Annotated in this window: 24 protein-coding genes; 14 read left to right on the top strand and 10 right to left on the bottom strand. The window is 70.5% G+C overall.

All coding sequences use genetic code 11. The features are described 5' to 3' along the window. Nucleotides 1-42: 42 nt before the first annotated feature. Together ACQPXB_RS13730 and ACQPXB_RS13735 are read left to right on the top strand one after the other, a co-directional pair. Complete coding sequence (locus ACQPXB_RS13730) at nt 43-285, top strand: DUF3039 domain-containing protein (protein ID WP_366583364.1); 243 nt, start codon at nt 43-45, stop codon at nt 283-285. A 150-nt stretch (nt 286-435) separates the two neighbouring features. Beyond that, a complete protein-coding gene (locus tag ACQPXB_RS13735) occupies nt 436-1,275 on the top strand; it encodes a hypothetical protein (RefSeq protein ID WP_386956239.1) in 840 nt (279 codons plus the stop codon). Between the two features lie 42 nt (nt 1,276-1,317). Here the strand turns inward: ACQPXB_RS13735 and ACQPXB_RS13740 are convergent, their stop codons facing one another. Next, nucleotides 1,318-2,469, bottom strand: coding sequence for a YihY/virulence factor BrkB family protein (locus ACQPXB_RS13740; protein ID WP_386956240.1), 1,152 nt, complete (start codon nt 2,467-2,469; stop codon nt 1,318-1,320). A gap of 225 nt (nt 2,470-2,694) precedes the next feature. On the opposite strand from ACQPXB_RS13740, the gene ACQPXB_RS13745 reads away from it, so the two are divergent. The 5 genes from ACQPXB_RS13745 to ACQPXB_RS13765 all read left to right on the top strand — a co-directional run bounded on the left by ACQPXB_RS13745 (nt 2,695) and on the right by ACQPXB_RS13765 (nt 9,537). Continuing rightward, on the top strand, nt 2,695-4,443 hold the full coding sequence (locus ACQPXB_RS13745; protein WP_366583361.1) for a DEAD/DEAH box helicase: 1,749 nt from the start codon (nt 2,695-2,697) through the stop codon (nt 4,441-4,443). Nucleotides 4,444-4,883: 440 nt separating this feature from the next. Further along, nucleotides 4,884-6,023 (top strand): sugar ABC transporter substrate-binding protein, encoded by a 1,140-nt coding sequence (locus tag ACQPXB_RS13750; protein WP_366583360.1) that lies wholly within the window; start codon nt 4,884-4,886, stop codon nt 6,021-6,023. Between the two features lie 96 nt (nt 6,024-6,119). Next, complete coding sequence (locus tag ACQPXB_RS13755; RefSeq protein ID WP_285969003.1) at nt 6,120-6,893, top strand: ATP-binding cassette domain-containing protein; 774 nt, start codon at nt 6,120-6,122, stop codon at nt 6,891-6,893. A gap of 20 nt (nt 6,894-6,913) precedes the next feature. After that, a complete protein-coding gene (locus tag ACQPXB_RS13760; RefSeq protein WP_366583359.1) occupies nt 6,914-8,344 on the top strand; it encodes a sugar ABC transporter permease in 1,431 nt (476 codons plus the stop codon). A gap of 23 nt (nt 8,345-8,367) precedes the next feature. Then, nucleotides 8,368-9,537, top strand: a complete 1,170-nt coding sequence (locus tag ACQPXB_RS13765) for an ROK family transcriptional regulator (protein WP_366583358.1) — start codon at nt 8,368-8,370, stop codon at nt 9,535-9,537. 258 nt (nt 9,538-9,795) lie between these two features. Here the strand turns inward: ACQPXB_RS13765 and ACQPXB_RS13770 are convergent, their stop codons facing one another. After that, nucleotides 9,796-9,975, bottom strand: a complete 180-nt coding sequence (locus ACQPXB_RS13770; protein ID WP_204090267.1) for a DUF7455 domain-containing protein — start codon at nt 9,973-9,975, stop codon at nt 9,796-9,798. 340 nt (nt 9,976-10,315) lie between these two features. Between ACQPXB_RS13770 and ACQPXB_RS13775 the strand changes: the two genes are divergently transcribed. Genes ACQPXB_RS13775 through ACQPXB_RS13785 form a run of 3 tightly spaced genes read left to right on the top strand, consistent with a single transcriptional unit; the run spans nt 10,316 to nt 13,249 of the window. Next, entirely contained in the window at nt 10,316-11,119 is an 804-nt protein-coding gene (locus ACQPXB_RS13775; RefSeq protein WP_366583357.1) for an EamA family transporter, read from the top strand. A 20-nt stretch (nt 11,120-11,139) separates the two neighbouring features. Further along, nucleotides 11,140-12,492: a glutamine synthetase gene (locus tag ACQPXB_RS13780; RefSeq protein WP_432851952.1), complete on the top strand. Its 1,353-nt coding sequence runs from the start codon at nt 11,140-11,142 to the stop codon at nt 12,490-12,492. A gap of 4 nt (nt 12,493-12,496) precedes the next feature. Next, the gene (locus tag ACQPXB_RS13785) at nt 12,497-13,249 is read left to right on the top strand and encodes a DUF6885 family protein (protein ID WP_366583355.1); all 753 of its coding nucleotides are present in this window, start codon (nt 12,497-12,499) and stop codon (nt 13,247-13,249) included. On the opposite strand, the gene ACQPXB_RS13790 is transcribed toward ACQPXB_RS13785, so the two are convergent. From ACQPXB_RS13790 to ACQPXB_RS13800, 3 genes are read right to left on the bottom strand one after another with little or no spacing between them, the layout of a single operon-like run. Continuing rightward, nucleotides 13,246-14,703, bottom strand: a complete 1,458-nt coding sequence (locus ACQPXB_RS13790) for an APC family permease (RefSeq protein ID WP_366583354.1) — start codon at nt 14,701-14,703, stop codon at nt 13,246-13,248. The genes ACQPXB_RS13785 and ACQPXB_RS13790 overlap by 4 nt on opposite strands. A gap of 56 nt (nt 14,704-14,759) precedes the next feature. Next, nucleotides 14,760-15,410 (bottom strand): response regulator transcription factor, encoded by a 651-nt coding sequence (locus tag ACQPXB_RS13795; RefSeq protein WP_366583353.1) that lies wholly within the window; start codon nt 15,408-15,410, stop codon nt 14,760-14,762. Beyond that, the gene (locus ACQPXB_RS13800) at nt 15,407-16,615 is read right to left on the bottom strand and encodes a sensor histidine kinase (RefSeq protein WP_432856607.1); all 1,209 of its coding nucleotides are present in this window, start codon (nt 16,613-16,615) and stop codon (nt 15,407-15,409) included. Before ACQPXB_RS13800 ends, ACQPXB_RS13795 begins: the two co-directional genes overlap by 4 nt. A 115-nt stretch (nt 16,616-16,730) precedes the next feature. Here ACQPXB_RS13800 and ACQPXB_RS13805 point away from each other — a divergent pair, with 115 nt between their 5' ends. The 4 genes from ACQPXB_RS13805 to ACQPXB_RS13820 are packed head-to-tail and all read left to right on the top strand — an operon-like array spanning nt 16,731 to nt 18,954. Beyond that, nucleotides 16,731-17,321 (top strand): hypothetical protein, encoded by a 591-nt coding sequence (locus ACQPXB_RS13805; RefSeq protein WP_432851957.1) that lies wholly within the window; start codon nt 16,731-16,733, stop codon nt 17,319-17,321. Next, nucleotides 17,318-17,527, top strand: a complete 210-nt coding sequence (locus ACQPXB_RS13810; RefSeq protein WP_364174377.1) for a hypothetical protein — start codon at nt 17,318-17,320, stop codon at nt 17,525-17,527. The genes ACQPXB_RS13805 and ACQPXB_RS13810 overlap by 4 nt, the downstream gene beginning before the upstream one ends. Nucleotides 17,528-17,546: 19 nt before the next feature. Further along, the gene (locus ACQPXB_RS13815) at nt 17,547-17,945 is read left to right on the top strand and encodes a hypothetical protein (protein ID WP_386956242.1); all 399 of its coding nucleotides are present in this window, start codon (nt 17,547-17,549) and stop codon (nt 17,943-17,945) included. A 28-nt stretch (nt 17,946-17,973) separates the two neighbouring features. Beyond that, complete coding sequence (locus tag ACQPXB_RS13820) at nt 17,974-18,954, top strand: phosphotransferase family protein (protein ID WP_432851961.1); 981 nt, start codon at nt 17,974-17,976, stop codon at nt 18,952-18,954. A gap of 87 nt (nt 18,955-19,041) precedes the next feature. Here ACQPXB_RS13820 and ACQPXB_RS13825 read toward each other — a convergent pair whose 3' ends face one another. The 5 genes from ACQPXB_RS13825 to ACQPXB_RS13845 all read right to left on the bottom strand — a co-directional run bounded on the left by ACQPXB_RS13825 (nt 19,042) and on the right by ACQPXB_RS13845 (nt 25,894). Then, the gene (locus tag ACQPXB_RS13825; protein WP_432851964.1) at nt 19,042-19,980 is read right to left on the bottom strand and encodes a hypothetical protein; all 939 of its coding nucleotides are present in this window, start codon (nt 19,978-19,980) and stop codon (nt 19,042-19,044) included. A gap of 76 nt (nt 19,981-20,056) precedes the next feature. Then, entirely contained in the window at nt 20,057-21,739 is a 1,683-nt protein-coding gene (locus tag ACQPXB_RS13830) for an ABC transporter family substrate-binding protein (RefSeq protein ID WP_432851967.1), read from the bottom strand. Nucleotides 21,740-21,792: 53 nt separating this feature from the next. Beyond that, complete coding sequence (locus ACQPXB_RS13835) at nt 21,793-23,925, bottom strand: ABC transporter ATP-binding protein (RefSeq protein ID WP_432851970.1); 2,133 nt, start codon at nt 23,923-23,925, stop codon at nt 21,793-21,795. Then, on the bottom strand, nt 23,922-24,917 hold the full coding sequence (locus ACQPXB_RS13840; RefSeq protein WP_366588007.1) for an ABC transporter permease: 996 nt from the start codon (nt 24,915-24,917) through the stop codon (nt 23,922-23,924). The genes ACQPXB_RS13835 and ACQPXB_RS13840 overlap by 4 nt, the downstream gene beginning before the upstream one ends. Continuing rightward, on the bottom strand, nt 24,917-25,894 hold the full coding sequence (locus ACQPXB_RS13845) for an ABC transporter permease (RefSeq protein ID WP_360596855.1): 978 nt from the start codon (nt 25,892-25,894) through the stop codon (nt 24,917-24,919). Before ACQPXB_RS13845 ends, ACQPXB_RS13840 begins: the two co-directional genes overlap by 1 nt. Between the last annotated feature and the right edge of the window lie 415 nt (nt 25,895-26,309).

The following is a 26,309-nucleotide window of genomic DNA, read 5'->3' on the forward strand; positions in this document are numbered from 1 at the left end:
CCGGAGATTCCGGCACCCGCGCGACTGAGGCATGATGGACGCGTGAGCACCGAGACGCTGACGAAGCCGGAGACCGACAGCACCGAGTCGACCGACGACGACTCCCCGAAGATGTTCCACTACGTGCGCAAGAACAAGATCGCCGAGAGCGCGGTCATGGGCACGCACGTGGTGGCGCTCTGCGGCGAGGTCTTCCCGGTCACGAAGTCGCCCAAGCCGGGTTCCCCGGTCTGCCCGGCCTGCAAGGAGATCTACGACGGCCTCCGCCCCGGCGGGGACGAGTAGGCAGGCCCCGACGACCCGCCCCGGGCGTGGCCGCGCAGGCACGCCCGGGCGAACAAACGTGAAAATCATTCACCCGGTGGCTGTGGAGCCGGGGAAGAACTGGTAGATCTGCGATCCCGCCAGTTCCTTCCCGCAGCAGGAGACCTCCACATGCGCAGAACCGGGATCGTCCTCGCCCTCGTCGTGGTGCTCGCGGCCGCCGTGCCTGGGCTCGCCCAGGCCGTCACCGGGTGGACCGCCGTCGGGTCCGACCGCGCCCGCCCGCTCGACGAGAGCCAGGGCCTCGCCACGATCGTCCGCCCGTCGGGCACCACCATCCGCTACACCGGCGTCGCCACGGTCGACGTCGGGCTGGCCGTGCAGGGCTGGAACCACGTCGGCGACCCGGGCTCGGCGCAGGGCTGGTACGTGGAGCCCTACCAGCGCGACGACCGCGGCGCGAAGCTCTTCCGCGTGCAGGCGCCCGACGGCACGCAGACCGACTACAAGCACGCGCTGGAGCCGTGGGAGGCGAGCAACAACTCGTTCGCCGCCGTCTCGCCCGACGCGCGGTGGCTGGTGGCCGGCGAGTGGGGCACGATGGACCGCCTCCTCGTGCACCCGATGCCCGGCGTGGCGTTCACCGACCCGTCGCAGAACCTGCCCTACGCCTCCGCGATCCGCCTCGACCACCAGGTCCGTGACGTGCAGGGCTGCGACTTCGTCACGGCCACGCGCCTGATGTGCGCCTCCGACGACCCCGACGGCAGCCTCTTCGGCGCCACCAAGCCGCTCCTGCAGGTCGACCTCGACGCGCCGCTCTCGGGTTCCGACGTGACCGGCCACGTGACGTCGCTGGGCCAGCTGCCGCTGCAGAGCGGCTGCAGCGGCACCTTCGAGGTCGAGGGCATCGACTTCGACGAGCGCGACAGCACCCTGCGCGTGATCGTGATGTCGCCGAGCGTCTGCATCGCGGTGGACAGCAAGACCTGGCGGTTCCGGCAGGGCTGAGCCAAGGCCGGGAAGGGCACCGCTACGGAACCGGGGTGCCCTTCACGGCAGCTTGCGCACGGCGTCGGCATCGGCGTCCTCGACGTGACCGGATCGCTCGGGCCGTTCGCCTGCCGCGTCCTCGTCCGGAACCGCTTCCCCGGGCGGCTCTTCGGGGTCGGCGTCCGCGGCGCGTTTGGGGCGCCGCAACGGGATCGTGGTGCGGTCCCAGAGCGTGCGCCCCTCCTCGGCCCGCATGCGCTCGTTGGCCCGCTCCATCTCCAGCCGGCGCCACTTGCGGCGCTGGCGCCGGGTCGCCTTGGCGGGCCACAGTTCCTGGATCGCGCTGTTGAAGTACGCGCCGCCGACCACGGCCAGGCCGATGAAGAACATCAGCAGCAGGAACGCGATCGGCGCGGCGAGCGCGCCGTAGGTGTAGCCGGTCTTGGTGATCCAGTTGAGGTAGATGCGCAACCCGATGCTGGAGACCAGGAACACGAGCATCGCGAGCACCGCGCCCGGCAGCCCGCGGTGCCACGGCAGCCGCCGCGGCAGCGCCAGCTTGTACAGCGTGGTCAGCGCCAGCACGATCATCACGCCCAGCACGGGGTAGTAGAGCGTGCCGACCCACGCCGACACCGTGTCGCGCCAGGCGACGGGGAAGAACTCCGGCAGCAGGTCCGGTCCGATCGCCAGCAGCGGCAGCCCGACGACGAGGATCACGAGCCCGCACAGGTACAGCAGCAGCGCGAAGATCCGTTGCCACACCTCGTTGCGCACGCCGTACTGGTCGTGGGCGACGGTGATGGCGTCGACGAACGACGACATCGCCGACGAACCCGCCCACAGCGAGATGACGAAGCCCACCGACACGATCTCGCCCTTGCCGACCGTGAGGATGCTGTTCACCGTCGGCTCGATGATCTCCTGCACCGCGTTCGTGCTGAAGATGGTGCGGGAGAACGTGATGATGCGGTCGTGCACGGCCGTGACGACACCCTGGCCGAACCACTCGCCGACGAAACCGAGGCTGCCCAGCAGCCCGAGCAGCAGGGGCGGGAGCGAGAGCGTCTGCCAGAAGGCGGCTTCGGCGGCCTCGGAGAAGATGTTGCCGTCCCAGGCCTTGGCGAAGGTGCGCGTGATGAGGCGCCACGGCCCTTTGCGTGCCGTCTTCGTCGCCGTCGCCGCCCCGGCGTCCGGTCTCACCTCACCCATGGTGGGTCCCAGCATGGTCCATTCGCGGGAATTTGGCTCGTCGCGGGTCCCCTCTCCGGGCGTGTCGGGTGACACCACCCGTGGCGGTGGCGGGCGCCGCGGTGCCCGGAAGGTAAGCTGCCCGAAGTGCCCTCACCGCAGTCGCCGGCGTCGAAGCCGGTACCACAGTGGGGGTTTTCGCACGTCACGGCCGCGGTTCGCGGCCCGGGGAGGGGGTGAGCGAGGTTGTCCGAGACGACGACGCAGGGGGTCCTCGGGGCACCACCCGCCGAGAAGGACTCGACCGCGCGACCGCTGCGCGCGTGGCAGCGCCGGGCGCTCACGAAGTACCTCTCGAGCAAGCCGAAGGACTTCCTCGCGGTCGCGACGCCCGGCGCCGGCAAGACCGTGTTCGGTCTGCGCATCGCCGCCGAGCTGTTGTCGGACCGCACCATCGAGGCGGTCACGATCGTCACGCCGACCGAGCACCTCAAGCACCAGTGGGCGGCCTCGGCCGCGGCGGCCGGGATCCCGATCGACTCGAACTTCCGCAACACCACGGGTGTCACGTCGTCGGACTACCTCGGCGTCGCCGTGACCTACGCGCAGGTCGCCGCGCACCCGACGCTGCACCGCGTGCGCACCGAGAACCGCAAGACGCTGGTCATCCTCGACGAGGTCCACCACGGCGGCGACGCGAAGTCGTGGGGCGACGCGGTGCGCGAGGCGTTCACCCCCGCCCGCCGGCGGCTGGCGCTGACCGGGACCCCGTTCCGCAGCGACGACTCGGCCATCCCGTTCGTCACCTACGAGCCCGACGCGGGTGGCTTCCAGCGCAGCAAGGCCGATCATTCGTACGGCTACGCCGACGCGCTGGCCGACGGCGTGGTCCGGCCGGTCGTGTTCCTGGCCTACTCCGGCGAGGCCTCGTGGCGGACCAGCGCGGGCGAGGAGTTCACCGCGCGGCTGGGCGAGCCGCTCACGGCCGAGCAGAACGCGCGCGCGTGGCGCACCGCGCTGGACCCGTCGGGCGAGTGGATCCCCGCGGTGCTGCAGGCGGCCGACACGCGGCTGTCGCAGGTGCGCCAGGGCGTGCCGGACGCGGGCGGCCTGGTGATCGCGACGGACCAGGAGTCGGCGCGCGCGTACGCGAAGATCCTGCAGCGCATCTCGGGGGAGATGCCGACGCTGGTGCTGTCGGACGACCCGAAGGCGTCGGGCCGCATCAAGGAGTTCTCGGAGACCAACGAGCGCTGGATAGTGGCCGTCCGCATGGTCTCCGAAGGCGTCGACGTGCCGCGCCTGGCGGTCGGCGTGTACGCCACCAGCGCGTCGACCCCGCTGTTCTTCGCGCAGGCCATCGGCCGCTACGTGCGGGCCCGGAAGAAGGGCGAGACGGCGAGCGTCTTCCTGCCCAGCGTGCCCGTGCTGCTGGAGCTCGCGAGCGAGCTTGAGGCGCAGCGCGACCACGTGCTCGGCAAGCCCCACCGCGAGAAGGACGGCTGGGAGGACGAGCTGCTCGCCCAGGCCAACCGCACGGAGGACGAACCGGGCGAAGAGGAGAAGGCGTTCACCTCGCTCGGCGCCTCGGCTGAGCTCGATCAGGTGATTTACGACGGTAACTCGTTCGGGACCGCCGTCTTCTCCGGCTCCGACGAGGAGCAGGAGTACCTCGGCCTGCCCGGGCTGCTCGAACCGGACCAGGTCCGCGCCCTGCTGCGCAAGCGGCAGGAGGAGCAGCTCTCGGACGCCAACCGCCGCAAGCCGGAGGCCGAGAAGGCCGCTCCGGCGCCCGCGCGGCCCCAGTCGGTGAGCGAGCGCCTCGGTTCGCTGCGCAAGGAGCTCAACGCGCTGGTCGGCGTCTACCACCACCGCACGAAGAAGGCCCACGGCGCCATCCACAACGAGCTACGCAGGGTGTGCGGCGGCCCGCCGACCGCCATGGCGACGGTGGAGCAGCTCGAAGAGCGGATCGTCACGCTGCGTTCCTGGTGACGCTTGCTCCGTTCGAGGGTCCCGGGCGACCGTCCGGGGGACCCGGAGCGGGGCCGACCCGCGCGATGGCCCGGCCGGTGCCCGAATCCTGCCCGCCTGAGCGTGGCGCGTGGATCGGCTGCGCGTAACGGGATTTGCGCACCGAACGTGTCCGGGGGACTCCGCTGGGGCGCCAAGGGGCGTTCAGCTCACGAAGAGTCAGCGAAGTCGATCTCGTCACGCTCGGTGCGCACTGGCGATCACTCCGTCAGTGGATTTACCCTTTCCGGGCTGTGTTCGGGCCGTGTTGCAGAACCGTGTCCAATTGGTGTCATTTAATCGATCCAGCTATCTTCCGCGAAGCTGCTCAGCGGCATATGTTGTCGGCCACAACATATGCGCGTCGGTGCGCCGGGTCTTCCGGATCACCGCCCCGCGAGCATGATCCGGAAGGAACGAGGATGCGCAGCAGAACCCTTACCCTCCTTGCCGCCACGGTGAGCGCCGGCCTGGTGCTGACCGCGTGCGGTGCCAACTCGAACTCCGGGGGCACGGGGGACAGCTCCGCCTCCGGCTCGGCTTCCGCTCCCGCCGGTGGCGGCGCCAACGGCAAGGTCGGCGTGATCCTGCCCGAGACCGCCACCTCCGCCCGGTGGGAGGCGTTCGACAAGCCGATGCTCCAGGCCGCTCTCTCGGCCCAGGGCTTCAGCGCCGACATCCAGAACGCCCAGGGCGACAACCAGAAGTTCTCGACCCTCGCCGACGGCTTCATCAGCCAGGGCGTCAAGGTCCTGATCATCGCCCCGTCCGACCCGGCCGTCGGTGCCGCGATCGAGGCCAAGGCGAAGACCGCGGGCATCCCGGTCATCGACTACGACCGCCCGAGCCTCGGCGGTTCGGCCGACTACTACGTCTCGTTCGACAACGAGAAGGTCGGCGAGCTGCAGGCGCAGGGCATGGCGGACGCGCTGAAGGACAAGAAGGGTGCCGCGGTCGTCCAGATCGAGGGCGCCCCGACGGACAACAACGCGACGCTGTTCGGCGACGGGCACGACAAGGTCCTCAAGCCGCTGTACCAGTCGGGCGCGCTGACGCTGGTCCAGAAGCAGCCGATCAACGACTGGGACCCGCAGGTCGGTGGCACGACCTTCGAGCAGATCTTCACCCGCGTCGGCGGCAAGGTCGACGGCGTCGTCGCGGCGAACGACGAGCTCGCGGGCGCGGTCATCACCGTGCTGAAGAAGAACGGCCTCAACGGCAAGGTCCCCGTGACCGGCCAGGACGCCACCGCGGCCGGCCTGCAGGCCATCCTGCGCGGCGACCAGCTGCTGACGATCTTCAAGCCGATCAAGGAAGAGGCCGACAACACCGCCAAGCTGGCCGCCGCGCTGGCCAAGGGTGACAAGGCCGCTGCCGACGCCATCGCCACGGGCACGCTGCACGACCCGAAGAACAACCGCGACCTGAAGTCGGTTCTGCTCAACCCGACCCTGATCGAGGTCAACGACATCAAGACGGTCATCCAGCAGGGCTACGTCAAGGCCTCGGACGTCTGCACCGGCGACCTCGCCGCCAAGTGCACCGCGGCCGGCATCAGCTGATCCGCACCGCGTAGCACCAACCCAGCAGCCGGGCCGGGACGCGTACCCCGACTACGCGTCCCGGCCCGGTACCCACGCGAAAGAACAGCGAACCCCATGAGCGAGCCCATTCTCGACATCAAAGGTCTGAACAAGAGCTTCGGCCCCGTCCACGTCCTCTACGACGTGGACTTCGCCGTGCGTGCGGGCGAAGTCACCGCGCTCGTCGGCGACAACGGCGCCGGCAAGTCGACGATGGTCAAGTGCATCGCCGGCATCTACCCCTCCGACACGGGCACCGTGACCTTCAACGGCAAGCAGGCTCACATCAGCAGCCCGAAGGACGCGGCCGAGCTCGGCATCGAGGTCGTGTACCAGGACCTCGCGCTGGCCGACAACCTCGACATCGTGCAGAACATGTTCCTCGGCCGCGAGCGCGGCAGCCAGTGGCTGCTCGACGAGGCCAGCATGGAGAAGGCCGCGCGCGAAACGCTGGCCTCCCTGTCGGTGCGCACCGTGAAGTCGGTGCGCACGCCCGTCTCCGCGCTCTCCGGTGGACAGCGCCAGACCGTGGCCATCGCCAAGTCGGTGCTGTGGAACAGCAAGGTCGTGATCCTCGACGAGCCGACCGCCGCACTCGGTGTCGCGCAGACCCGTCAGGTCCTCGACCTCGTGCGCCGGCTCGCCGAGCAGGGCCTCGGCGTGGTTCTGATCAGCCACAACATGGCCGACGTGTTCGAGGTCGCCGACCGCATCGACGTGCTGTACCTGGGCCGTCTGGTGGCGGAGGTGCAGACCAAGGACGTGACGACCAACCAGGTGGTCGAGCTGATCACCTCCGGCCGGTCGGGTGACCTCGGCCTGGCCCGCCCCGAACACGTCGTGCTGTGAGCAACGAGAAAGAACCGACCATGACTGAGACCCCTGCCAAGTCCGCCAAGCCGGACTCGGCGAACGCGATCGCCGACTTCGGCATCGACACCACGTCGATGTCGACGGGCGAGGCGATCAAGGACTACTTCGCGCGGCTCAAGGACGGCCAGCTCGGCTCCGTTCCCGCCGTGCTCGGCGTGATCGTGCTGGCGATCCTGTTCAGCTCGCTCTCGAGCGACTTCTTCACCCTGCGCAACATCGCGAACCTGCTCGCGCAGGGCGCGGGCCAGACGATCATCGCGATGGGCATCGTCTTCGTGCTGCTGCTCGGCGAGATCGACCTGTCGGCCGGTACCGCTTCCGGTGTGGCCGCCTCGCTGATGGCGCTGCACTACGTGCGCAACGGCAACCTGCTCGGCTCGATGGGCGGCGGCGTTTTCGTCACGTTCATCGCGGTGCTCGCGATCGCCGTGATCCTCGCCCTGCTGCAGCGGATCTGGGCCGGGGCCGCGGTCTCGCTCATCGGCATCGTCGTGATCCTGATCGGAGCTCCGCAGAACGCGTGGCTCGAGATGATCATCGCGATCACCACGGGTACCGCGATCGGCTGCATCACCGGTTTCCTCGTCTCGAAGATCGGCATGCCGTCGTTCGTCGTGACCCTGGCCCTGTTCATCGTGTGGCAGGGCGTGATCCTGCAGTTCATCGGTGAGGGCGGCACGCTGCCGATCAGCACGAGCGACACCCTCAACGCGGTGGCCAACGGCAACCTGTCGGTGCTGGGCAGCTGGATCATGTTCCTCGTCGCCGCCGGTGGTTACGCGGTCATCGCGCTGGGGCAGCACTTCACCCGGCTCAAACGCGGCCTCGTGGTGCAGCCGACGCCGATCGTGCTGTTCAAGGTCGGCGTGGTGGTGGTCATCTCCGCCGTCGCCACGTACCTGCTGACGATCAACCGCTCGTCCAGCAACCTCGTGGTGATCGACGGCGTTCCGTACGTGGTCCCGATCGTGCTGGTGCTGCTGTTCGCGGGCACCTACGTGCTCAACCGCACGCGCTACGGCCGGCACCTCTACGCCGTCGGTGGCAACCAGGAAGCCGCCCGCCGCGCCGGTATCAACGTGGCGAAGCTGCGCACCAGCGTGTTCGTGATCAGCTCGACCTTCGCGGCGATCGGCGCGATCGTGTACTCGTCGAAGATCGGCTCAGTCAACCCGCAGTCCGGTGGCCTCAACACGCTGCTGTTCGCGGTGGGTGCGGCGGTCATCGGCGGTACGTCGCTGTTCGGCGGCAAGGGCCGGATCATCGACGCGGTCATCGGTGGTGCCGTGCTGGCGATCGTGAACAACGGCCTGGGCCTGCTCCAGCAGTCCGCGGCCGTCGTGAACATCGTCACCGGTCTCGTCCTGCTGCTCGCGGCCACCGTCGACGCGCTGTCGCGGCGCCGAGCGGCTGCGTCGGCACGCTGACGCCCGATGCCACGCTCAAGCCGGTGACGAGCTCGTCCGTCGCACGACCCGACGAGGTGCGCCGGCACAACCGCACGACCCTGCTCCGTCTGCTGCACGTCGGCGGGCCGAGCACCCGGGCGACCCTGGCGGCGGAGCTGGGGCTCAACCGGAGCACGATCAAGACCCTCGTCGACGGGCTCGCGGAAGCGGGCGTCGTCGAGGAGAAGGTGCCGAGGCCGGGACGAGGGGCGGGCCGCCCCTCGCTCCTGGTCCTGCCCCAGCCGCACGCGGCGGTCGTGCTCGCGGTCGACCTGCAGGTCGAGCACGTGGCGATCGCGCTCGTGGGGCTGGGCGGCCAGATCCTCGGCCGCAACAGCTGGAACCTGCGCGGCCGGATGCGCGAGGCCGACGAGGTGATCACGCACGTCATCGAGTCGACCGCCGTGCTGGCCGGCGACCTCGGGGTCACGCCCGTGGCCGTCGGGGTGTCGGTGCCCGGGGTCGTGCGCCGTGCCGACGGCCACGTGCACGAGGCGCCGAACCTGCGCTGGACCGACGTCGCCCTCGGCGAGCGCCTGTCCAGCGTGCTGCGCATCCCCGTGCTGGTCGGCAACGACGCCGAGCTGGGCGCCGTCGCCGAGCACCTGCGTGGCGCGGCCCGCGGGTCGTCCGACGCCGTGTACGTGTCCGCCGACGTCGGTGTCGGTGGCGGGGTCATCGCCCAGGGCTCGTCGCTGCGGGGCGGCGCGGGGTACGTCGGGGAGATCGGTCACATGGTCGTCCGCCCGGGCGGACGCGCCTGTTACTGCGGCAGCAGCGGCTGCTGGGAGACCGAGATCGGCGAGGCGGCCCTGTGCCGGGCCCTGGGACTGCCGGAGGACACCGCGCGGGGTGCGATCCTGTTCGAGCTGCGGGAGCTGGCCCGCGACCCCGAGGCGGCGCTCTCCCGGCTCGCGGAGTTCGCCGAGTGGCTCACGATCGGGCTCGTCAACGTGATCAACCTGCTGGGCCCGCAGCTCGTCGTGCTGGGCGACCTGCTCACGGTGCTGCCGGACTCGGTGATCCGCGCCGTGGCCGCCGAGGTCCGCCGCCGCAGCCTGGTCAGCCGGGCCGTCGGCGGGACGCGGATCGTGAGCTCGGCGCTGGGCGCCGACGTGAAGCTGCTGGGCGCCGCCGAGGTGGCGTTCGAGGTCGTCCTCGACACGGTCTAGGCGACGCGATTGCCCACCGGGAATTGCCGGGTGTGGCGTTTGCCACGGAAGTGCCCGGTATTCGGTTTCGGCGCGGTTTCGGACCGGACAGGAATTGTCAATTCAGCACCCGGTGCAAAACGCGAAGTTGCAAGTGGCGAAGTGGCCGGGGTCTCGGTTTCACCGCGAATGGGTCTCGAAACGCCGAAGGCGGCAGGTGCATCGGGCACCTGCCGCCTTCGGGCCGAGACGTTCGTCCCGGCGTGGTCTTCGAGACCCCTACTTCTGGATCTCCGCGGCCAGTTCCTTGAGCTTGGCCTCGTGCTCACGGGCGTGGTGCCCGCAGAAGAGCAGCTCGCCTCCGGAGCTGAGGACGGCGCGTACCTGAGCCGCAGCCCCGCACCGGTCGCATCGGTCGGCGGCGGTCAATTCGGGGCGGGTGAGCGTGGGTGATGTCATGGGGGTCTCCCTCCGTCCCGGTACTGGTCGCCCAGTACCTCGATCCAGCTACGCCCACTTCGGAAGTGATGCCCTCGGCGGGATCGCCTCCGGCTCCGCGGTGTTCGTGCTTCCACTGTTCCAGACGTTTCGCGGCCCGCAAGTGTTCCCGCACCGGTGGGACCTGTGTCACGCCGAATTACCCCAGTTGTCGTAGTCCCGTCCCGCTCCTTAGGACAAGGGTGCCCGTGCGTAGCCGTTTTCCGAGGTCAGGCACCATGCGGGAGTGGGTTCTGCACTATCCGGAAAACGTGCGACGGCCATTCCGGCCCCGGTCTTGTTCGTTCTCAGCGGAATTTCGATGTATGCCGGGGCGGCCATCGCGGTCGGGCTTTTCGGGCACGCCTCCCCGTCGGGGGTCGCTTGGCTGCGCTGCCTGGGCGCCGCCGTGGTGCTGCTCGCGTGGCGCCGGCCCGCCCGCGCCGTGTGGCGGGGCCGGCGGTTCCTGCTCGCGGCCGCGTTCGGCGTGGTCACCGCGGTGATGAACGTGGCCTTCTACGAGGCCATCGCCCGCCTCCCGCTCGGCACGGTCGTGGCGCTGGAGTTCGCCGGGCCCGTGGTCGTGGCGGCCGTCGGGTCGCGCACGCGCCGCGATCTCGGCGCGCTGGCGCTGGTGGCCGTCGGCGTCGTCGCGATCGCGGACGTGCGGCTGGAGGGCGGCGCGCTGGGCGTCGGGTTCGCCCTGGCCGCCGCGGCCGCGTGGGCCGGGTACATCGTGCTCGGCAAGCGCGTCGCGGTGGCCGGCGACGGCGTGGACAGCCTGGCGGTGGGCTTCGCCGTGGCCACGGTCGTGCTCTCGCCACTGGCGCTCGGCACCGGTGAGGTGTGGTCTTCGCCACGTATGCTGCTGCTCGGCATCGGTGTGGGCGTGCTGTCGACGGTGGTGCCCTACGTGCTCGACCAGTTCGTGCTGCGGCGCGTGGGCCGCGCCGGCTTCGCGGTGCTGCTGGCGCTGCTCCCGGTCACGGCCGGCGTCACCGGGTACGCGCTGCTCGCGCAGGTGCCGAGCCTGCCGGAGGCGCTGGGCACGCTCGCGGTGGTCGCCGGGGTCGCGCTGCGCCGCAGGGACGAGCCCGGCGACGCGCCGGCCGAGCCGCGATACTGACCCGAACCCCGGAGGTGGCGATGACCAAGGCGGCGTCGGCGGTCGCGAAGGACCTGGCCCTGTCCGGGGTGCGCGGGGTCCACCTCTCCTGGGCCGACAACAACGGCATTCCGCGCTCGCGCATCGTGCCCATCCACGGCCTCGCGGGCGCCGCCGCCCGCGGCGTGGGCGCGACCTCGCTGTTCGCCGTGTTCGACAGCCACGACGCCATCACCTACGGCCACGCGGGCCTGGCGACGCCGTCGGGCGACATCCGGCTCGTGCCGGTGCTGGACCGCCTGCGCCGCCTCGCCGGCCAGCCCGCGCTCGCCTGGGCGCCCGCGCGGCAGGTCGCCGCCGACGGCTCGCCCTGGCCGTACTGCCAGCGCTCGGTGCTGGAGCGCCAGGTCGCGGAGGCGGGCCGGCGCGGGCTGGAGTTCCAGGCCGGTTACGAGCTCGAGTTCGCCGTGGCACCCGCCGGCGCCACCGACGTCGTCGCGGCTCCCGGGCACCCCGGCCCCGCCTACAGCCCGCACGCGCTCGTCGGCCTCGACGGCTTCGTCGCCGCGCTGCTGCACGACTTCGCCGCCAACGGCCTGGAGATCGGCCAGCTGCACGCCGAGTACGGCCCGGCCCAGCTGGAGCTGTCGCTGGCGGCCACCGACCCCGTGTCGGCCGCGGACGACCAGCTCCTGGCCCGCCAGACCATCCACGCCGCCGCGCACGCCCACGGCCTCGCCGTGAGCTTCGCGCCGCTGGTCAGCCTCGCGGCCGCCGGCAACGGCTGGCACCTGCACACCTCCGTGCGCCGCCGCGGCCGCAACCTGCTCGCGGGCGAAGGACAGCCGGTCGACGAGGGCGCCGCCTACCTCGGCGGCCTGCTGCGCGATCTGCCCGCGCTGACCGCCGTCACGGCCCCGAGCGTGCCCTCGACGATGCGGCTGCGCCCGGGCTACTTCGCCGGCGCCTATGCGTTCTGGGGCGTGGAGAACCGCGAAGCGCCCCTGCGCTACGTGCCGGATTCGCCGCTGCTCGGCCCGGACCACGCGAACGTCGAGCTCAAGACCTCCGACGCGTCGGCCAACCCGTACCTCGCGCTGGCGGTCGTGCTGGCCGCGGGGATGGCCGGCATCGAGGACGGCGCTCCGTTGCCCGAGCCGATTGCCGAGGACCCGGGCGGCTGGACGGCGGGCGAGCGCGAGACCCGCGGTGTCCTGCCGCTGCCGGCGAACCCCGCAGAGCAGGCCGCGGCGCTGCTCGCGTCGCCCCGCGTCTCGGGCGCCCTCGGCGACGAGCTCCTGGGCGCCTTCCGCGCGGTGCGCGCGTCCGACGCGGCGTGGGCCGCGGACCGCACGCCGGAGGACATCGTCGCGGCCCACGCTTGGCGGTACTGACCGCGTGGCCGAGCTCTCCGCCGTGCACTGGCTGCCCGGCGCCGCGCGGCTCATCGCCGAAGCGCGCGCCGAGCTGCCGCAGAAGGACGGGCTCTCGGCCGCCTTCGCGGCGCTGGCCGTGCTGCGGGCGGCCGGCTGCGCCGTGGCGGACCAGGACGAGGTCGCCGTGGCCGCCGGCACCGTCCGCGCGCCGGGCGAACCACCGGCCGGGGCGAAGAGCCGGGCCGACTTCCGGTTGCCCGTCCCGTGCGACCCCGCGACGGCCGGTACCGAGCCGGAAGCACTGGCCGATGCCGTGGAAGCGTTGTCGGACCGGCGGTTGCGGGTCGTCCCGGCGACGGGGGAGTGGTCCCCTCAGGCGCTGGTCGACCTGCTGGTGGCGCTGTGGGACCTGCCGCGGGTGGCGGTGCTCGCGCGGCTGGACCCGGCCGAGCTGGGCTCGCCCGACACCCCGGAACGCGCCCTGCTCGACTACCTCCACACCGGTGTCCCTCCCTTGTGGACGAACCGGTGGCGTCCGCCCGGGCACCACCACGTGCTGGTGGCCGGCGTCCGGATCGGCGCAGAGGGCACGGTGCTGTCCGTTGTGGACACCTACGCCGTGCTGGGGGACAACGGGATCCACGAGCAGCCGGTGGAATGGGTCACGGCCGCGCTGGCCGGATCGGGAGTGCTGCTGCTCGTCGCGGACGCGGCCCACGCCGGCGAGCTCGCCGAAGCGGTCGCCGGCGCGGGCCTGCGGCCCGGCTTCGCCTAGGTCGTCGTCTCGGTCCGGTTGCCCGGCGCGAGGCGGGAGTGCTTGCGGCCGTAGAAGAAGTAGATCAGCAGGCCCAGCACCAGCCACGCGGCGAAGCGGATCCAGGTGAGCACGTCGAGGTTCAGCATGAGGTAGAAGCACGCCACGGCGGCGATGATCGGCACCACGGGGGAGAACGGCACGCTGAACGGCCGCTTCAGGTCCGGGCGCCGCTTGCGCAGCACCGGCACGGCCACCGCCACGATGATCATCGCCGAGAGGGCGCCGATGCTGACCATGTCGGACAGCGCGGAGATCGGCACGAACGCGGCGAGCACCGCGATGAGGACGGCGCCGAGGATGGTCATGCGGTGGGGCGTGCCCCAGCGCGGGTGGGTGGTGCCGATGGCCTTGGGCAGCAGGCCGTCGCGGCCCATCGCGAAGCCGATGCGGCCGATGGTCACCAGTTCCACCATCATCACCGACGTCAGGCCGGTCACGGCACCGAGTGAGATGAGCGCGCCGACCCAGTGCTGGCCGACGCTGTCGAACGCGGCCGCGAGCGGGGCGCCGGTGTCGATGTCGGTGAACGGGATCATGCCGGTGAGCACGATCGACACGGCGATGTAGAGCACGGCGCACACGGCCAGCGCGCCGAGAATGCCCACGCGCAGGTCCTTGCGCGGGTTGACGGTCTCCTCGCCGAGGTTGGCCAGCGCCTCGAATCCGGTGTAGGCGAAGAACACCACGGCCGCGGCGGTCACGACACCCGCGATGCCGTACACCGACTGCTCGAGCCCGAGCGCGGCCTGCACCACCGGCTGTTCCAGCACGCCCGAGCCACCCGAGGGCGGTTGCGCCGGCGGGATGAACGGCGTGAGGTTGGCCCCCTTGATGAAGAACACGCCCACCACGACGATCAGGACGCACACCGCGACCTTCACGCACACCAGCAGGTTGGTCAGCCACGCGGATTCCTTGATCCCGAGCACGGCCACCACCGTCAGCACCGCGATGATGATCACCGCGCCGATGTTGACCTTCGCGTCCTCGCCGAACCACGTGGGCGAAAGCCCGAGCAGGTTCGCCAGGTACCCGGACCAGCCGCGCGACACCACGGCGGCGCCGAGCGCGAACTCCAGCAGCAGGTCCCAGCCGATGATCCACGCGAACACCTCGCCGAGCGTGGCGAACGCGTAGGTGTAGGCGCTGCCGGCCGTCGGCACGCTGGAGGCCAGCTCGGCGTAGCAGAGCGCCGCGAGCCCGGCCACGATCGCGCCGATCACGAACGACAGCGTGACCGCGGGGCCGGCGTGGGTCTTGGCCTCGACGCCGGCGAGCGTGAAGATCCCGGTTCCGATGATGATCCCGACGCCGAACCCCACCAGGTCGCGTCCCCTGAGCCGCCGCTTCAGCTCGCCCGAGTCCTGGCGCTTCAGGACCTCGTCCACGTCCAACGTTCTCCGCACACCCATGGAAGAACGTTAGAAGCTCACGGGCCCGCCTGCAGATCGGTTGCTCGGCGCCGCCTTCAGTCGAGCGCCAGCCCGGCTTCCTGCGCGAGGATCGCGGCCTGAACGCGCGAGCGCAGGTCGAGTTTCGTGAGCACGCGCGACACGTGCGTCTTCACCGTCGTCTCGCCGATGTGCAGGCGGGTGCCGATCTCCGCGTTGGACAGGCCGGCGCCGAGGCAGCCCAGCACCTCGCGTTCGCGGTCGGTCAGGTCGTCGAGGCCCGACGGCGCGGTGACGGGTTTCCCGGCCGCCTGCGCGAACGCCGTGATGAGCTTGCGCGTCACCTGCGGCGCCAGCACGCCCTCGCCCGCGGCGACGAGCTTCACGGCCTCGATCAGCCGCGGCGCCTCGACGGACTTGAGCAGGAAACCCGCGGCACCCGCGCGCAGGGCGGCGTGCACGTACTCGTCGAGGTCGAACGTGGTGAGCACGAGGACCTGCGCCAGTCCCTCGGCGACGAGCTCGCGCGTGGCGGTGATGCCGTCGGTGCCGGGCATGCGCACGTCCATCAGCACGACGTCGGGCCGCAGCGCCCGCGCCTGCCGGACCGCGGCGGCGCCGTCGGCGGCCTCGCCGACCACCTCGATGCCCTCGGCGTTGCCCAGGATCAGCACGAGGCCCGCCCGGATCGCCCCGTGGTCGTCGGCCACCAGCACCTTGACCGTCACGCGTTTCCCTCCACCAGTGGCAGCTCGGCGCGGACCACCCAGTCCGAGCCCGACGGGCCCGCGCTCAGCGTCCCGCCCACGGCGCTCGCGCGTTCGCGCATGCTCAGCAGCCCGTGGCCCGTGCCACCGGTGCGCGCAGCCGCCGAACGCAGCTCGTTGCCGATCTCGACGGTGAGTATGCCGCCGTCGCGGCGCAGGTCCACCACGACCCGCCCGCCCGGCGCGTGCTTCACCGCGTTGGTGAGCGCTTCCTGCGCGATCCGGTACGCGGTGAGGTCGACGGCGGCGGGCAGGCCGGCCAAGGAGTCCACTGTGGATTCGACGACGACCTCCATCCCCGTGGCCCGTGCGGATTCCACGAGCCGCGACAGCTCGGCGAGCCGCGCGGGCGCGGTGGTCTCGTACTCGTCGTCACCGGTCTCCGACGCGGCGCGCAGCAGGCCGATCATCGTGCGCATCTCGTCGAGCGCGCTCACGCTGTTCTCCCGCACGGCTTCGAGCACCGCGCGCGACATCTTCGGATCCTCGGCCATCGACAGCGCCGCCTCCGACTGGATCGCGATCGCCGAGAGGTGGCCCGCGATCACGTCGTGCAGGTCGCGCGCCATCCGTGCCCGCTCGGCGGCCACGGCGGCGCGCCGGTCGAGCTCGGCGATCTTCGCCAGCTGGTCGGCGTTGGCGCGTTCGGTGGTGGCGATGTCGCGCTGCTGGCGCACGTTCGCCGCCCACCACACCGGCACCAGCAGGAACGGCAGGATCCCGAGCGCGCCGATCACCGCCACGCGCCACTGCGCGGACACGGCCAGCGCGGCGACCAGCACGCCCAGCGCGGCCGTGGCCGCCACGCCGATCATCACGCGGCTCATGCGGCGCGACCCGTAGAGCGTCGCCGCGTAGAGGAAGTCGGTGTACACGGCCACGACCGGCAGCGACGGGCTCAGCACCAGGTCGGCCGCGAGCACGCCCGTGGCCAGCAGCAGCCCGCCCGGTACCCAGCGGCGCAGGAACGACAGGCCGCACAGCACCGCGAGCTCCACGAGCCGCACCCACAGCCCGAAGTGGTCGGGGCCGGGGATCAGGCGGTAGACGTCGGTGAGGTACAGCGCGAGACCCACGACCAAGACGAACAGGGCGATGAGGCCGTCCTGCTGCCACGGGGGCAGTTCCCGGGGCTTGAACAGGGCCGGCGCGCGGGTTCCTCGCAGCGGCACGACCCCATGGAAGCACAGGGGCCACTGGTGGTCGTCCTACTAAGTGATGACCCCCCGATCGTGCCCTTCACCGATTCGCCCCAGTGTTCTTCGCGGGACAGTGGGGATCATGAACGCTATCGGGAACTACCTCGTCGACAACCCGGCGACCCTGTTCATCGTCGGGGGTGAAGTGGCCTTCTGGGTCGTGCTCGTGGGCGGCCTGGTGGCGCGCTACCCGCTGAAGCTGAAGAAGTTCAGCACCGTGCTGCTGGCCGCCGTACCCGCGATCGACCTGGTGGTGCTGGTCGCCACCGTCATCGACCTCGCGAGCGGCACGACCCCGAACCTGTCGCACGGCCTCGCCGCCGTGTACCTGGGCTTCAGCGTCGTGTTCGGCCCGAGCATGGTCCGCTGGGCCGACGTGCGCTTCGCCCACCGCTTCGCCGGCGGCCCGCCGCCCGCACCGAAACTGCGGGGCAAGGCAAAGGTCCGCCACGAGTGGCGGGAGTGGTACAAGTGCGTGCTGGCCTGCGTGATCGCCGCCGTGCTGCTGCTCGCCGCGATCTTCCTCATCGGCCGCCCGGGTCAGGTCGGACCGCTGTGGGATTGGCTGCCGCGCCTCGGCGGTCTCGTGGGCATCTGGCTGTTCGCCGGCCCGCTGTGGACCGAGCTGTTCGGCAAGAAGGACGAGCCGAGCAAGGAAAAGGTGACCTCGTGATCGAGCTGCTCGGTCTCCTGCTCGTGATCCAGGGGGCCGGCGGGCTCATCAACCGGCTCGCCGGCTCCACGAACCCCAGCTGGTTCGTGCAGCTGCACCTGCTGCCCCCGCAGCTGCACATCGCGGCCAGCGCCGTGCTGCTCGCGGTGGGCGCGGCCGTGCTGTTCGCGGGACAGGCCCGCAAACGCCGGCGCGATCACCTGTGACGCGGCTTACACTGGACGCGTGGCCGACGCGACCGGCAGCGTGGCCGGGCCTCTCGTCCTCTTCGCCGTGGTCAGCATCGCCCCCTCGGCGCTCTTCTGGTGCGCGCTGCGCGTGCCCGCCGTCTACCGCTGGCTGCGGGACCGCCGCCGCGAGCAGCCACAGCCGGCGGGCCCGCCCGTCGAACGCCTCTCCGCGGACCTGCGCCGGGTGCACCGCGTGCTCGCGTCCTACCCGCCCGGCACTCCGGCGGCCCGCCGCATCGGCACCCGCCAGGCCTACGACGAGCTGCTCCAGACGGCCTGCCGCGCGGTCGGCGTCGAGCACCGGCTCGAGTCCCTGCCCGAGGGCATCGACCGCGACCTCGAACGGCTGCGCATCGAGGAGTCGTTGAGGCGCGAGGGCCTGGCGGTGCCCTGAGTATTCACGGGGCTGCCAGGATGAGCCCATGGACTTCCGCCCCCTCGACCGCCCGATCGGGGCGTTCCAGCAGCAGCTCGGCCCCGAGCAGATCGAAGCCGTGTGCGAGCGCGTGTTCGGGCCCGCCACCGTGGTGCGCGCCGCGACCGAGCTGGGCTGGGGCGGCTACAACACGACCTACCGCGTGGAGCTCGCCGACGGGCCGGTGATCCTGCGCGTGGCCCCCGAGCCCGCGCGCCAGACGCGGACCGAGTGGCAGTTCATGCGCAACGAGTACGTCGCGGCGCCGTACTTCGCGCCCATCGCGCACCTGCTGCCGCGCACGATCGCCGCCGACTTCACCCACGAGGTGCTTCCGCGCGACTACGTGGTGCAGGCCGTGCTCACCGGCCGCGCCGGGCCCGACGTGCTGCCGACGTATCCGCCGGCCGAGCGCGCGCCGTTCTACCGCGAGCTGGGCCGCCTGACGCGCCTGGTGCACGACGTGCGCGGGCCCGGCTTCGGCCCGGTCGCGGGACCGCACTTCGCCTCGTGGAGCGAAGCGCTGGTCGCCTTCTTCGCCGACAACGCGCTCGACCTGGAGGACCGCGGCCTCGACGCCGGCGACGTGCGCGAGGTCGGCAAGCTCGCCGCCCGCGACTCGGCGCTGCTCGACGAGGTCACCGAACCGCGCCTGCTCCACGGTGATCTCTGGACGATCAACGTGATGCTCACCGACGATCTCCGCGTCACCGGCGTCTACGACCACGACCGCAGCTGGTGGGGCGACCCGGAGGCCGACTGGCCGATCCGCATGGCGCTGGCCAAGCCCGGCGCGGAGCGGGACGCGTTCTGGGACGCCTACGGCCCGCTCGGCACCTCGCCCGAGGCCCGGCGGCGCATGCTCTACTACCGCGCCCGCCACCTGGGCGCGCTACGGCTGGAACGACACCGCCTCGACCAGGCCGAGAAGCTCGCCGAATCCTACGACGAGCTCGCCGCCGTCCTCACGGCCCTGCTGCTCCCCTGAGCGCCCCAATGCGGCGTTCGGTGCGCTGGAACGCACCGAACGCCGCGTTGGGTGCGTTGAGCGCACCCAACGCCACATTGGGGTGGTTCAGACCGACGGGTCGGAGCCGCGCAGCGCGGCCCACCAGAAGCCGAACGCGGCGACGAGCACGGTGACCACGAGCCAGCCGCTGAAGCCGCTGCCGTCGACGAAGGCCCAGAACGCCCCGACGACGGGCGCGGCGGCCAGCACCGGCAGGTCGGCGCGGAACTGGCGGGCGAGCGGCACGGGGCGCGCCGCGGCGAGCGCGCGTTCCTCGTCCGGCTCGGCCGGGTTGTCGATGCGGCGGCCGCGCGGTTCGGTGGCCCGCACGGAGCCCGCCGGGTACAGCAGCTCGTCGCCCACCTCGACGGAGACGAGCCGGTCGCGGCGCACGTCGCCGCGGACCACGACCTTCGTCGGCGCGGGCAGGCCGATCAGCGTGGGGGAGAAGTACACCGGGATCCAGCGCGGCGACGCCGTCTCGGTTTCGAGCCAGGACCGCGTGAGCAGCCCGCGTTGCACCTTCACTCGCCGCACCGGGATCGGGGACGTCGACGCCGCGGCCCGCGCGGGCCGGACGAAGCGCGTGAAGAACAGGGAGAGGTCCACGGCCAGCACCGCCGCGGCCGCGACCACGGTCACCGTGGCGTAGGTCGTCGCGCGGTCGGCGGTCACGATCGGGGTGGCGTCGCGGATCAGCGCGCGCGAGGGCTGCGCGGGGTCGTACAGCACGGGCACGCTCGTGCCGGTCTTCGGGGCCGAGCTGTCCAGCGCGACGTCCGCCGTCGCGAGCGACCCGCCGGCCACCGGGAAGCGCACGGTCGCCGAGCCTTCGCCGCCGCGCACCACCGTGCCCGTGGCCTGCGCCGTGATGCCCCGGACGCCGGCCTGCGCGTGGGAGAACTCCAGCAGCTGCACCACGAACACCACCGCGCACGCGAGCAGCACGACGGCGCTCGTCACGAGGACGTGGCGCACCGGCCGCAGCCGCAGGAAACTCCGCATGCGCTCCACCTTAGGTGTCTACAAAGGAAAGAGCGGCGCGGGCCGGGGCCCGCGCCGCTCTCCCGGGGGTACAGCGTTACTTCACGAAGCCGATCTTGGTGTAGTCGTACGGGTTGTTCGCGAAGCCGGGCGAACCGAAGTTGCCCAGGGTCTTGCGCACGGCGAAGGCACCCGGCGACTGGAAGATCGGGAGCTGCGCACCGACGGCCCAGATCTCCTTGTCGGCGGCGTTGACGTCCGCGGCCCGCTTCGTGTCGTCCAGTTCCTGCGCGGCGGTGTCGAGCAGCTGGTTCAGCTGGTCGTCACCGATGCGGCCGTAGTTCTGGTTGATGTTCTTCGGGTCGAGGTAGTAGATGCCCTTGCTGCCGCCGATGGGGAACGAGTTCGACAGCCAGCGGAAGATCGTCAGGTCGAAGTTGCCGACGTTGACGTAGTTCTTGAAGAACTCGGTGCTCGGCACGGCCTGGATGTCCAGCCCGACGCCGATCGCCTTCAGCTCCGACTGCAGGATCTGGGCGATCTGCTGGCTGATCGGAGTGCCCGACGGGATCACCAGGCGCAGCTTGAGCTGCTTGCCGTCCTTGGCGCGGGTGTCACCGGAGAGCTTCCAGCCGAGCTTGTCGAGCTCGGCCTTCGCGGCGTCCAAGTTGTACTTGTACGGCCCCGAGTTGTCCTCGTAGGTCTTGGCACCCTTGAGGTACAGGTGGTTGCCGATCGGGGTGGTGTCCTTCTGCATCTGGCCGAGGATCGCCTTGCTGATCCCGACCGTGTCCACGCCCTTCATGATCGCGAGGCGCAGATCCTTGTCGGCCAGGACCGAACTCGGCGCGCCATTGAACGTGACGTGCGTGTAGTCCGGGTTGTTGGACTGGCGGACGACCGCGTTCGGGTCGGCCTGAGCCCGCTTGAACAGGTTGATGTCGTTGTTCAGGTTGTAGAAGTCGATCTGGCCGTTGGCGAAGGCGTCCGGCAGCGCGGCGCGCTCCACGACCTTGTAGGTCACGGTGTCCAGCTTCGGCTTCGGGCCCCACCAGTTCGGGTCCTTCTCGAAGACCGCGGTCTTGCCGGTCTGGTCGATGCTCTTGACCTTGAACGGGCCCGCGGTGATCGCCGGCTTCTGCGCCCAGGACTTGTTGAACGTGTCCGGGTCGGCGTTCAGCTCCTTCGGGTACAGCGGGCTGAACAGCGACTTCCACTCCGCGAACTTCTTCGCGAAGGTGATCTTCACGTCCTGGTCGTCGGTGCCCTTCTCGACCTTGGCGATGTCCTCGTACCCGGTCGTGCCCGACACCTGGTAGGCGGGGTTCTTGCCGTTGAGCACGTTGGCCTGCGCGGCGTAGTCCTCCCACGAGAACTGCCGGCCGTTGCTCCACTTGGCCTTCGGGTTGATCTTCAGCTCGACCACCTGCGGGTCGGTGCTGATGACCTCGGCCGAGGTGAGGTAGCTCGGGTCCACGCCCACCGTCGCGTCCGCGTTCTGCGGGAACGGGTAAGGGATGATGGCGCCGAACATCCAGGCGCCGTCGGCGACCGTGCCGTCGACCTCGTTGTAGTTCCAGTTGTCGGGCAGCTGGTCGACCGGCCACTTGAAGTCGCCGCCGTCCTTGAGCTGGTCGAGCGGCATCGCGTTGATGTCCGCGGACTTGACCTGCTGGGTGCCGGCGTCCTGCAGTCCGCTGTTACCACTGCTGGAGGAGCCGCCGCCGCAAGCGGCGAGCAGGAGCCCCAGAGCGGCAACGGGAGCCACGAGTGCGGCCATTCTCCGTCGCATCATATTTGCCTTTCTTTCCCTGTGTGCCAACGGATGCGTGGCTACACGACTTCGCGGGTCTTGGCGTAGTGGCAGGCGACGTCGTGGTCGTCGGCGCGGGACTCGCGCGGCGGCTCGACGTCGATGCACTTCTGCTTGTCCTGTTCGGACAACTGCGAGAACACGAAACAGCGCGTGCGGAACCGGCAGCCCGACGGCGGGTTGGCCGGGCTGGGCAGGTCACCGGTGAGGATGATCCGCGTGCGCTCGCGTTCCTTGATCGGGTCGGGGATCGGGATCGCGGACAGCAGCGCCTGCGTGTACGGGTGCTGCGGCGCGTCGAAGACCGTCTCCACGTCGCCGATCTCGACGATCTTGCCGAGGTACATCACGGCCACGCGGTCGGCGATGTGCCGGATCACCGAAAGGTCGTGGGCCACGAACAGGTACGACAGCCCGAGCTTGGCCTTCAGCTCGTCGAGCAGGTTGATCACGCCCGCCTGGATCGACACGTCCAGCGCGGACACCGGCTCGTCGAGCACGATCAGCTTCGGCTCGAGCGCGAGCGCCCGGGCGATGCCGATGCGCTGGCGCTGCCCGCCGGAGAACTCCGCCGGGTACCGGTCGGCGTGCTCCGCGCGCAGCCCCACGAGCCCGAGCAGCTCGGGCACGCGCTTGGCCATGCGCGCTTTGTCGTAGCCGTGGGTCACCATCGGCTCGGCGATGATGTCGCCGATCGGCAGCCGCGGGTCGAGCGCGGCCATCGGGTCCTGGAACACGACCTGCAGGTCGCGCCGGATCTCCTTGCGCCCCTTGCCGGTCAGCTTCGCGACGTCCCGGCCGAGCACCGCCACCGACCCGTTCTGCGGGGCGGCCAGCTCGAGGATCTCCATCAGCGTGGTCGACTTGCCGCAGCCGGACTCGCCGACCAGGCCCAGCGTCTCGCCCTCGACGATGTCGAAGCTGATGCCGTCGACCGCCTTGACCACCCCGGCCTTGCGCTTGAGCACCGCGCCCTTGGTGATCTGGTAGTGCTTCTGCAGGTCCTGCACGTCGAGCACGGTGGTGCGCTGGGTGCGCGGCAGCTTCGCGACCGCCGCCTCCTCGATCACCTCGGCGCCGTAGACCTCCGCCGCGTCGGCCTTGGGACCGGCCAGCTCCTCGGTGCGGATGCACGCGGCGCGGTGCGTGGTGTCGACCGGCGCGTTCGGGTTGCCCGGCGTGATCGTGAGCAGCTCGGGCTCGGCCTGGTGGCACGCGTCGATCGCCAGCGGGCAGCGCGGCGCGAACGGACAGCCCGAGGGCAGGTTCACCAGCGAGGGCGGCTGGCCCTCGATCGGCACCAGCGGCTGCTTCTCGTGTGCGTCGACGCGGGGGATCGAGCCCAGCAGACCCAGCGTGTACGGCATCCGCGGCTGGGCGTAGATGGTCTCGACCGGGCCCTGCTCCACGGCGCGCCCGGCGTACATGACCATCAGGCGGTCGGCGAACCCGGCGACCACACCGAGGTCGTGGGTGATGATCACGATGCCGGCGCCGGTCACCTCCTGCGCGGTCTTGAGGACCTCCAGCACCTGGGCCTGCACGGTCACGTCGAGCGCGGTGGTCGGCTCGTCGGCGATGATCAGGTCCGGGTCGTTGGCGATCGCGATGGCGATCACCGCGCGCTGGCGCATACCACCGGAGAACTCGTGCGGGAACGCCTTGGCGCGCGCCGCGGCGTTCGGGATGCCGACGAGGTCGAGCAGCTCCACGGCCCGGTTGTTGGCCTGCTGCTTGGTCATCGAGCCCTTGGCGTGCACCAGCAGCGCCTCGGCGATCTGCGCGCCCACGGTGTACACGGGCGTCAGCGCCGAGAGCGGGTCCTGGAAGACCATGGAGATCTTCTTGCCGCGCAGCTTGGACAGTTCGACGTCAGACTTGCCGATGAGCTCGCTGCCCTGGAACCGGATGGAGCCGGAGATGCGCGCCTGCGGCGGGAGCAGGCCCATGACCGCCAGCGACGACACCGACTTGCCGGACCCGGACTCGCCGACGATGCCCAGCACCTCGCCGGCCGCGACCTGGTAGTTCAGGCCGCGCACCGCGTGCACGCGGCCGGACTCCGACGGGAAGGACACGTCGAGGTCGGCGACCTCCAGCACCGTGCCGGTGGGCTTCTCGGTCTCCGCGCCCAGTGCGAGTGAGGCGGTCATGCTGTGGCTCCTGTGGTGCTGGGGGACTTCGTCTTCTCGGCGATGCGCTTGCGTTCCTTGCGCCGCGACCGGCTTGACGACGGGTCGAGCGCGTCGCGCAGGCCGTCACCCGCGTAGTTCACCGCGAGCACGGTGACCACGAGGAAGCCCGCCGGGATGTAGAACAGCCAGGGGAAGGTGCGCACGGCGTCGGTGCCGTCGGCGATGAGCGTGCCGAGCGAGACGTCGGGCGACTGCACGCCGAACCCGAAGAACGACAACGAGGTTTCGGTGATGATCGCGACGCCGACGTTGATCGTCGCGTCGATGATCAGCAGTGAGGCCATGTTCGGCACGATGTGCTTGGCGATGATCCGCCACGACGGCTGGCCCATGAACCGCGCGGCCTTCACGAACTCGCGCTCGCGCAGGGTCAGCGTCATGCCGCGCACGATGCGGGCGGTGATCATCCACTGGAACAACGCGATCAGGCCGACCAGGATCAGCCACGTCTTGCCGCGGAAGGCCGGCGAGAGGATCGAGATGATCAGGAACGGCGGCAGGATCAGCAGCAGGTCCACGAACCACATGGCGATGCGGTCGGTCCAGCCGCCGAAGTACCCGGCGGCCGCGCCGACGATCGAGGCGACGCCCGTGGAGAACAGCGCGGCCAGCAGGCCGATCGTGAGCGACTTCTGCAGCCCGCGCATGGTCTGCGCGAACATGTCGCCGCCGATCTGGTTCGTGCCGAACCAGTGGTTCCCGTCCGGCGGCAACAGGTTCGACAGCGGGTCGAGCTCGTCGTACGACCACGGCGAGTACCACGTGTAGGTGAAGGCCAGCACGTAGAACAGCACGATCACGGCCAGCGAGACGACCGCGAGCTTGTTACGCAGGAACCGGCGGAACACGAGCTTGCCGCGGCTGGAGGACTTGCTCTCGGCCTCGTTGCCCGGGTCGACCGCCAGCACGGCGGAGTCGGCGATGTCGGCCTCGTTCACGGGAGCGGCCATCAGATCCTCACCCTCGGGTCGAGCGCGGCGTAGAGCACGTCGGCCAGCCACCCGGCCAGCAGCACGCAGATCGCGATGAACAGCGTCACGGTCGCGACGATGTTGGTGTCCTGCTTCTGGATCCCGGTCACCAGCCAGTCGCCCATGCCGTACCAGCCGAAGATCCGCTCGGTGAAGATGCCGCCCGTGATGAGCAGGCCGAAGCCGAACGCGAACAGCGTCGCCATCGGGATCAGCGCCGTGCGCAGGCCGTGCTTGAACAGCGCGCGCCGGCGGGTGAGGCCCTTCGCCTGTGCGGTGCGCAGGAAGTCGGAGCCGAGGACGTCGAGCATCGCCGAACGCTGGTAGCGGCTGTAGTACGCCACCTGCGTCAGCACGATCGCCAGGGTCGGCACGATGATGTGCTGCAACCGGTCGAGCAGCACGTCGCCGAAACTGCCGTCGAGGCCGCTCGTCTCGCCCTGCACGATGAAGAACTGGTACCCGCCGAGCAGGTTGTCGTTCACCGACTGGGCGCCCGCTTTGAGGATCGTGGCGATCACGAAGACCGGAGTGGACAGCACGACGAACGAGAACGTGGTGGCCACGTAGTCGCTGACCTTGTACTGCCGGATCGCGCTCACCACCCCGACGAGCACGCCGATGATGATGCCGATCGTGATGCCCAGCAGGAACAGCCGAAGGCTCACGCCTGCGCGGCGGAAGAGCTCGTCGGTGATCGGCTGGTCGGCGACCGTGCGGCCGAAGTTCCCGTGCAGCACTCCGCCGAGCCAGGTGAAGAAGCGCTCGGGGATGGGCTGGTTCAGGTAGAGCTCGGCCGCCTTGGCGTCGATTGTGGACTGCGGAGCCGGTGGGTTCCGCAGCTTCAGCGCGTCGAGCGGGCTGAAAGCCAGCGACGCCAAGGAAAAGGCCGCGAAGGTGGCGACCAGGCACAATGCCACGTAGTTGACGAGGCGGCGGAGGAGGAAGCCGATCACGGTTTCCTCGATTCACCGGGAACGGAGGTTCCACTCCGTACCGACGGCCACGCCTGACTCTCGCCCGATTGAGTTTTCGTCGAAAACACTAGCCGGTGCTGCCTTCCGAATGCTGCTGACGCTCGTTGTCGGCGCAGCATAATCCGGAGAAGGCCCTTCGATCTTCGTTCCCAGGCAACCAAATAATCACGATTTCCGCCGCGGGCACGTGAAGGACCGACTTTCGGATGTTGCGGTGGACGGGGCCCGCGAGGTATTCACTTCGTGCGGATCGTCGCCGTGGGTGTGTGGGCGAATACCGCGGATCACGTTCCGGAAATGTTTCCGGGAGTGGAGGGAAATGTTGCGAACGCCCGCGGAACACTGGAAACGGACATACCGGTCATGGTATGGACCTGTCCGGGCGGCGGAGGTC

The organism is Amycolatopsis sp. CA-161197, assembly GCF_050942255.1.
In the GTDB taxonomy this organism is placed as follows: Bacteria; Actinomycetota; Actinomycetes; order Mycobacteriales; family Pseudonocardiaceae; genus Amycolatopsis.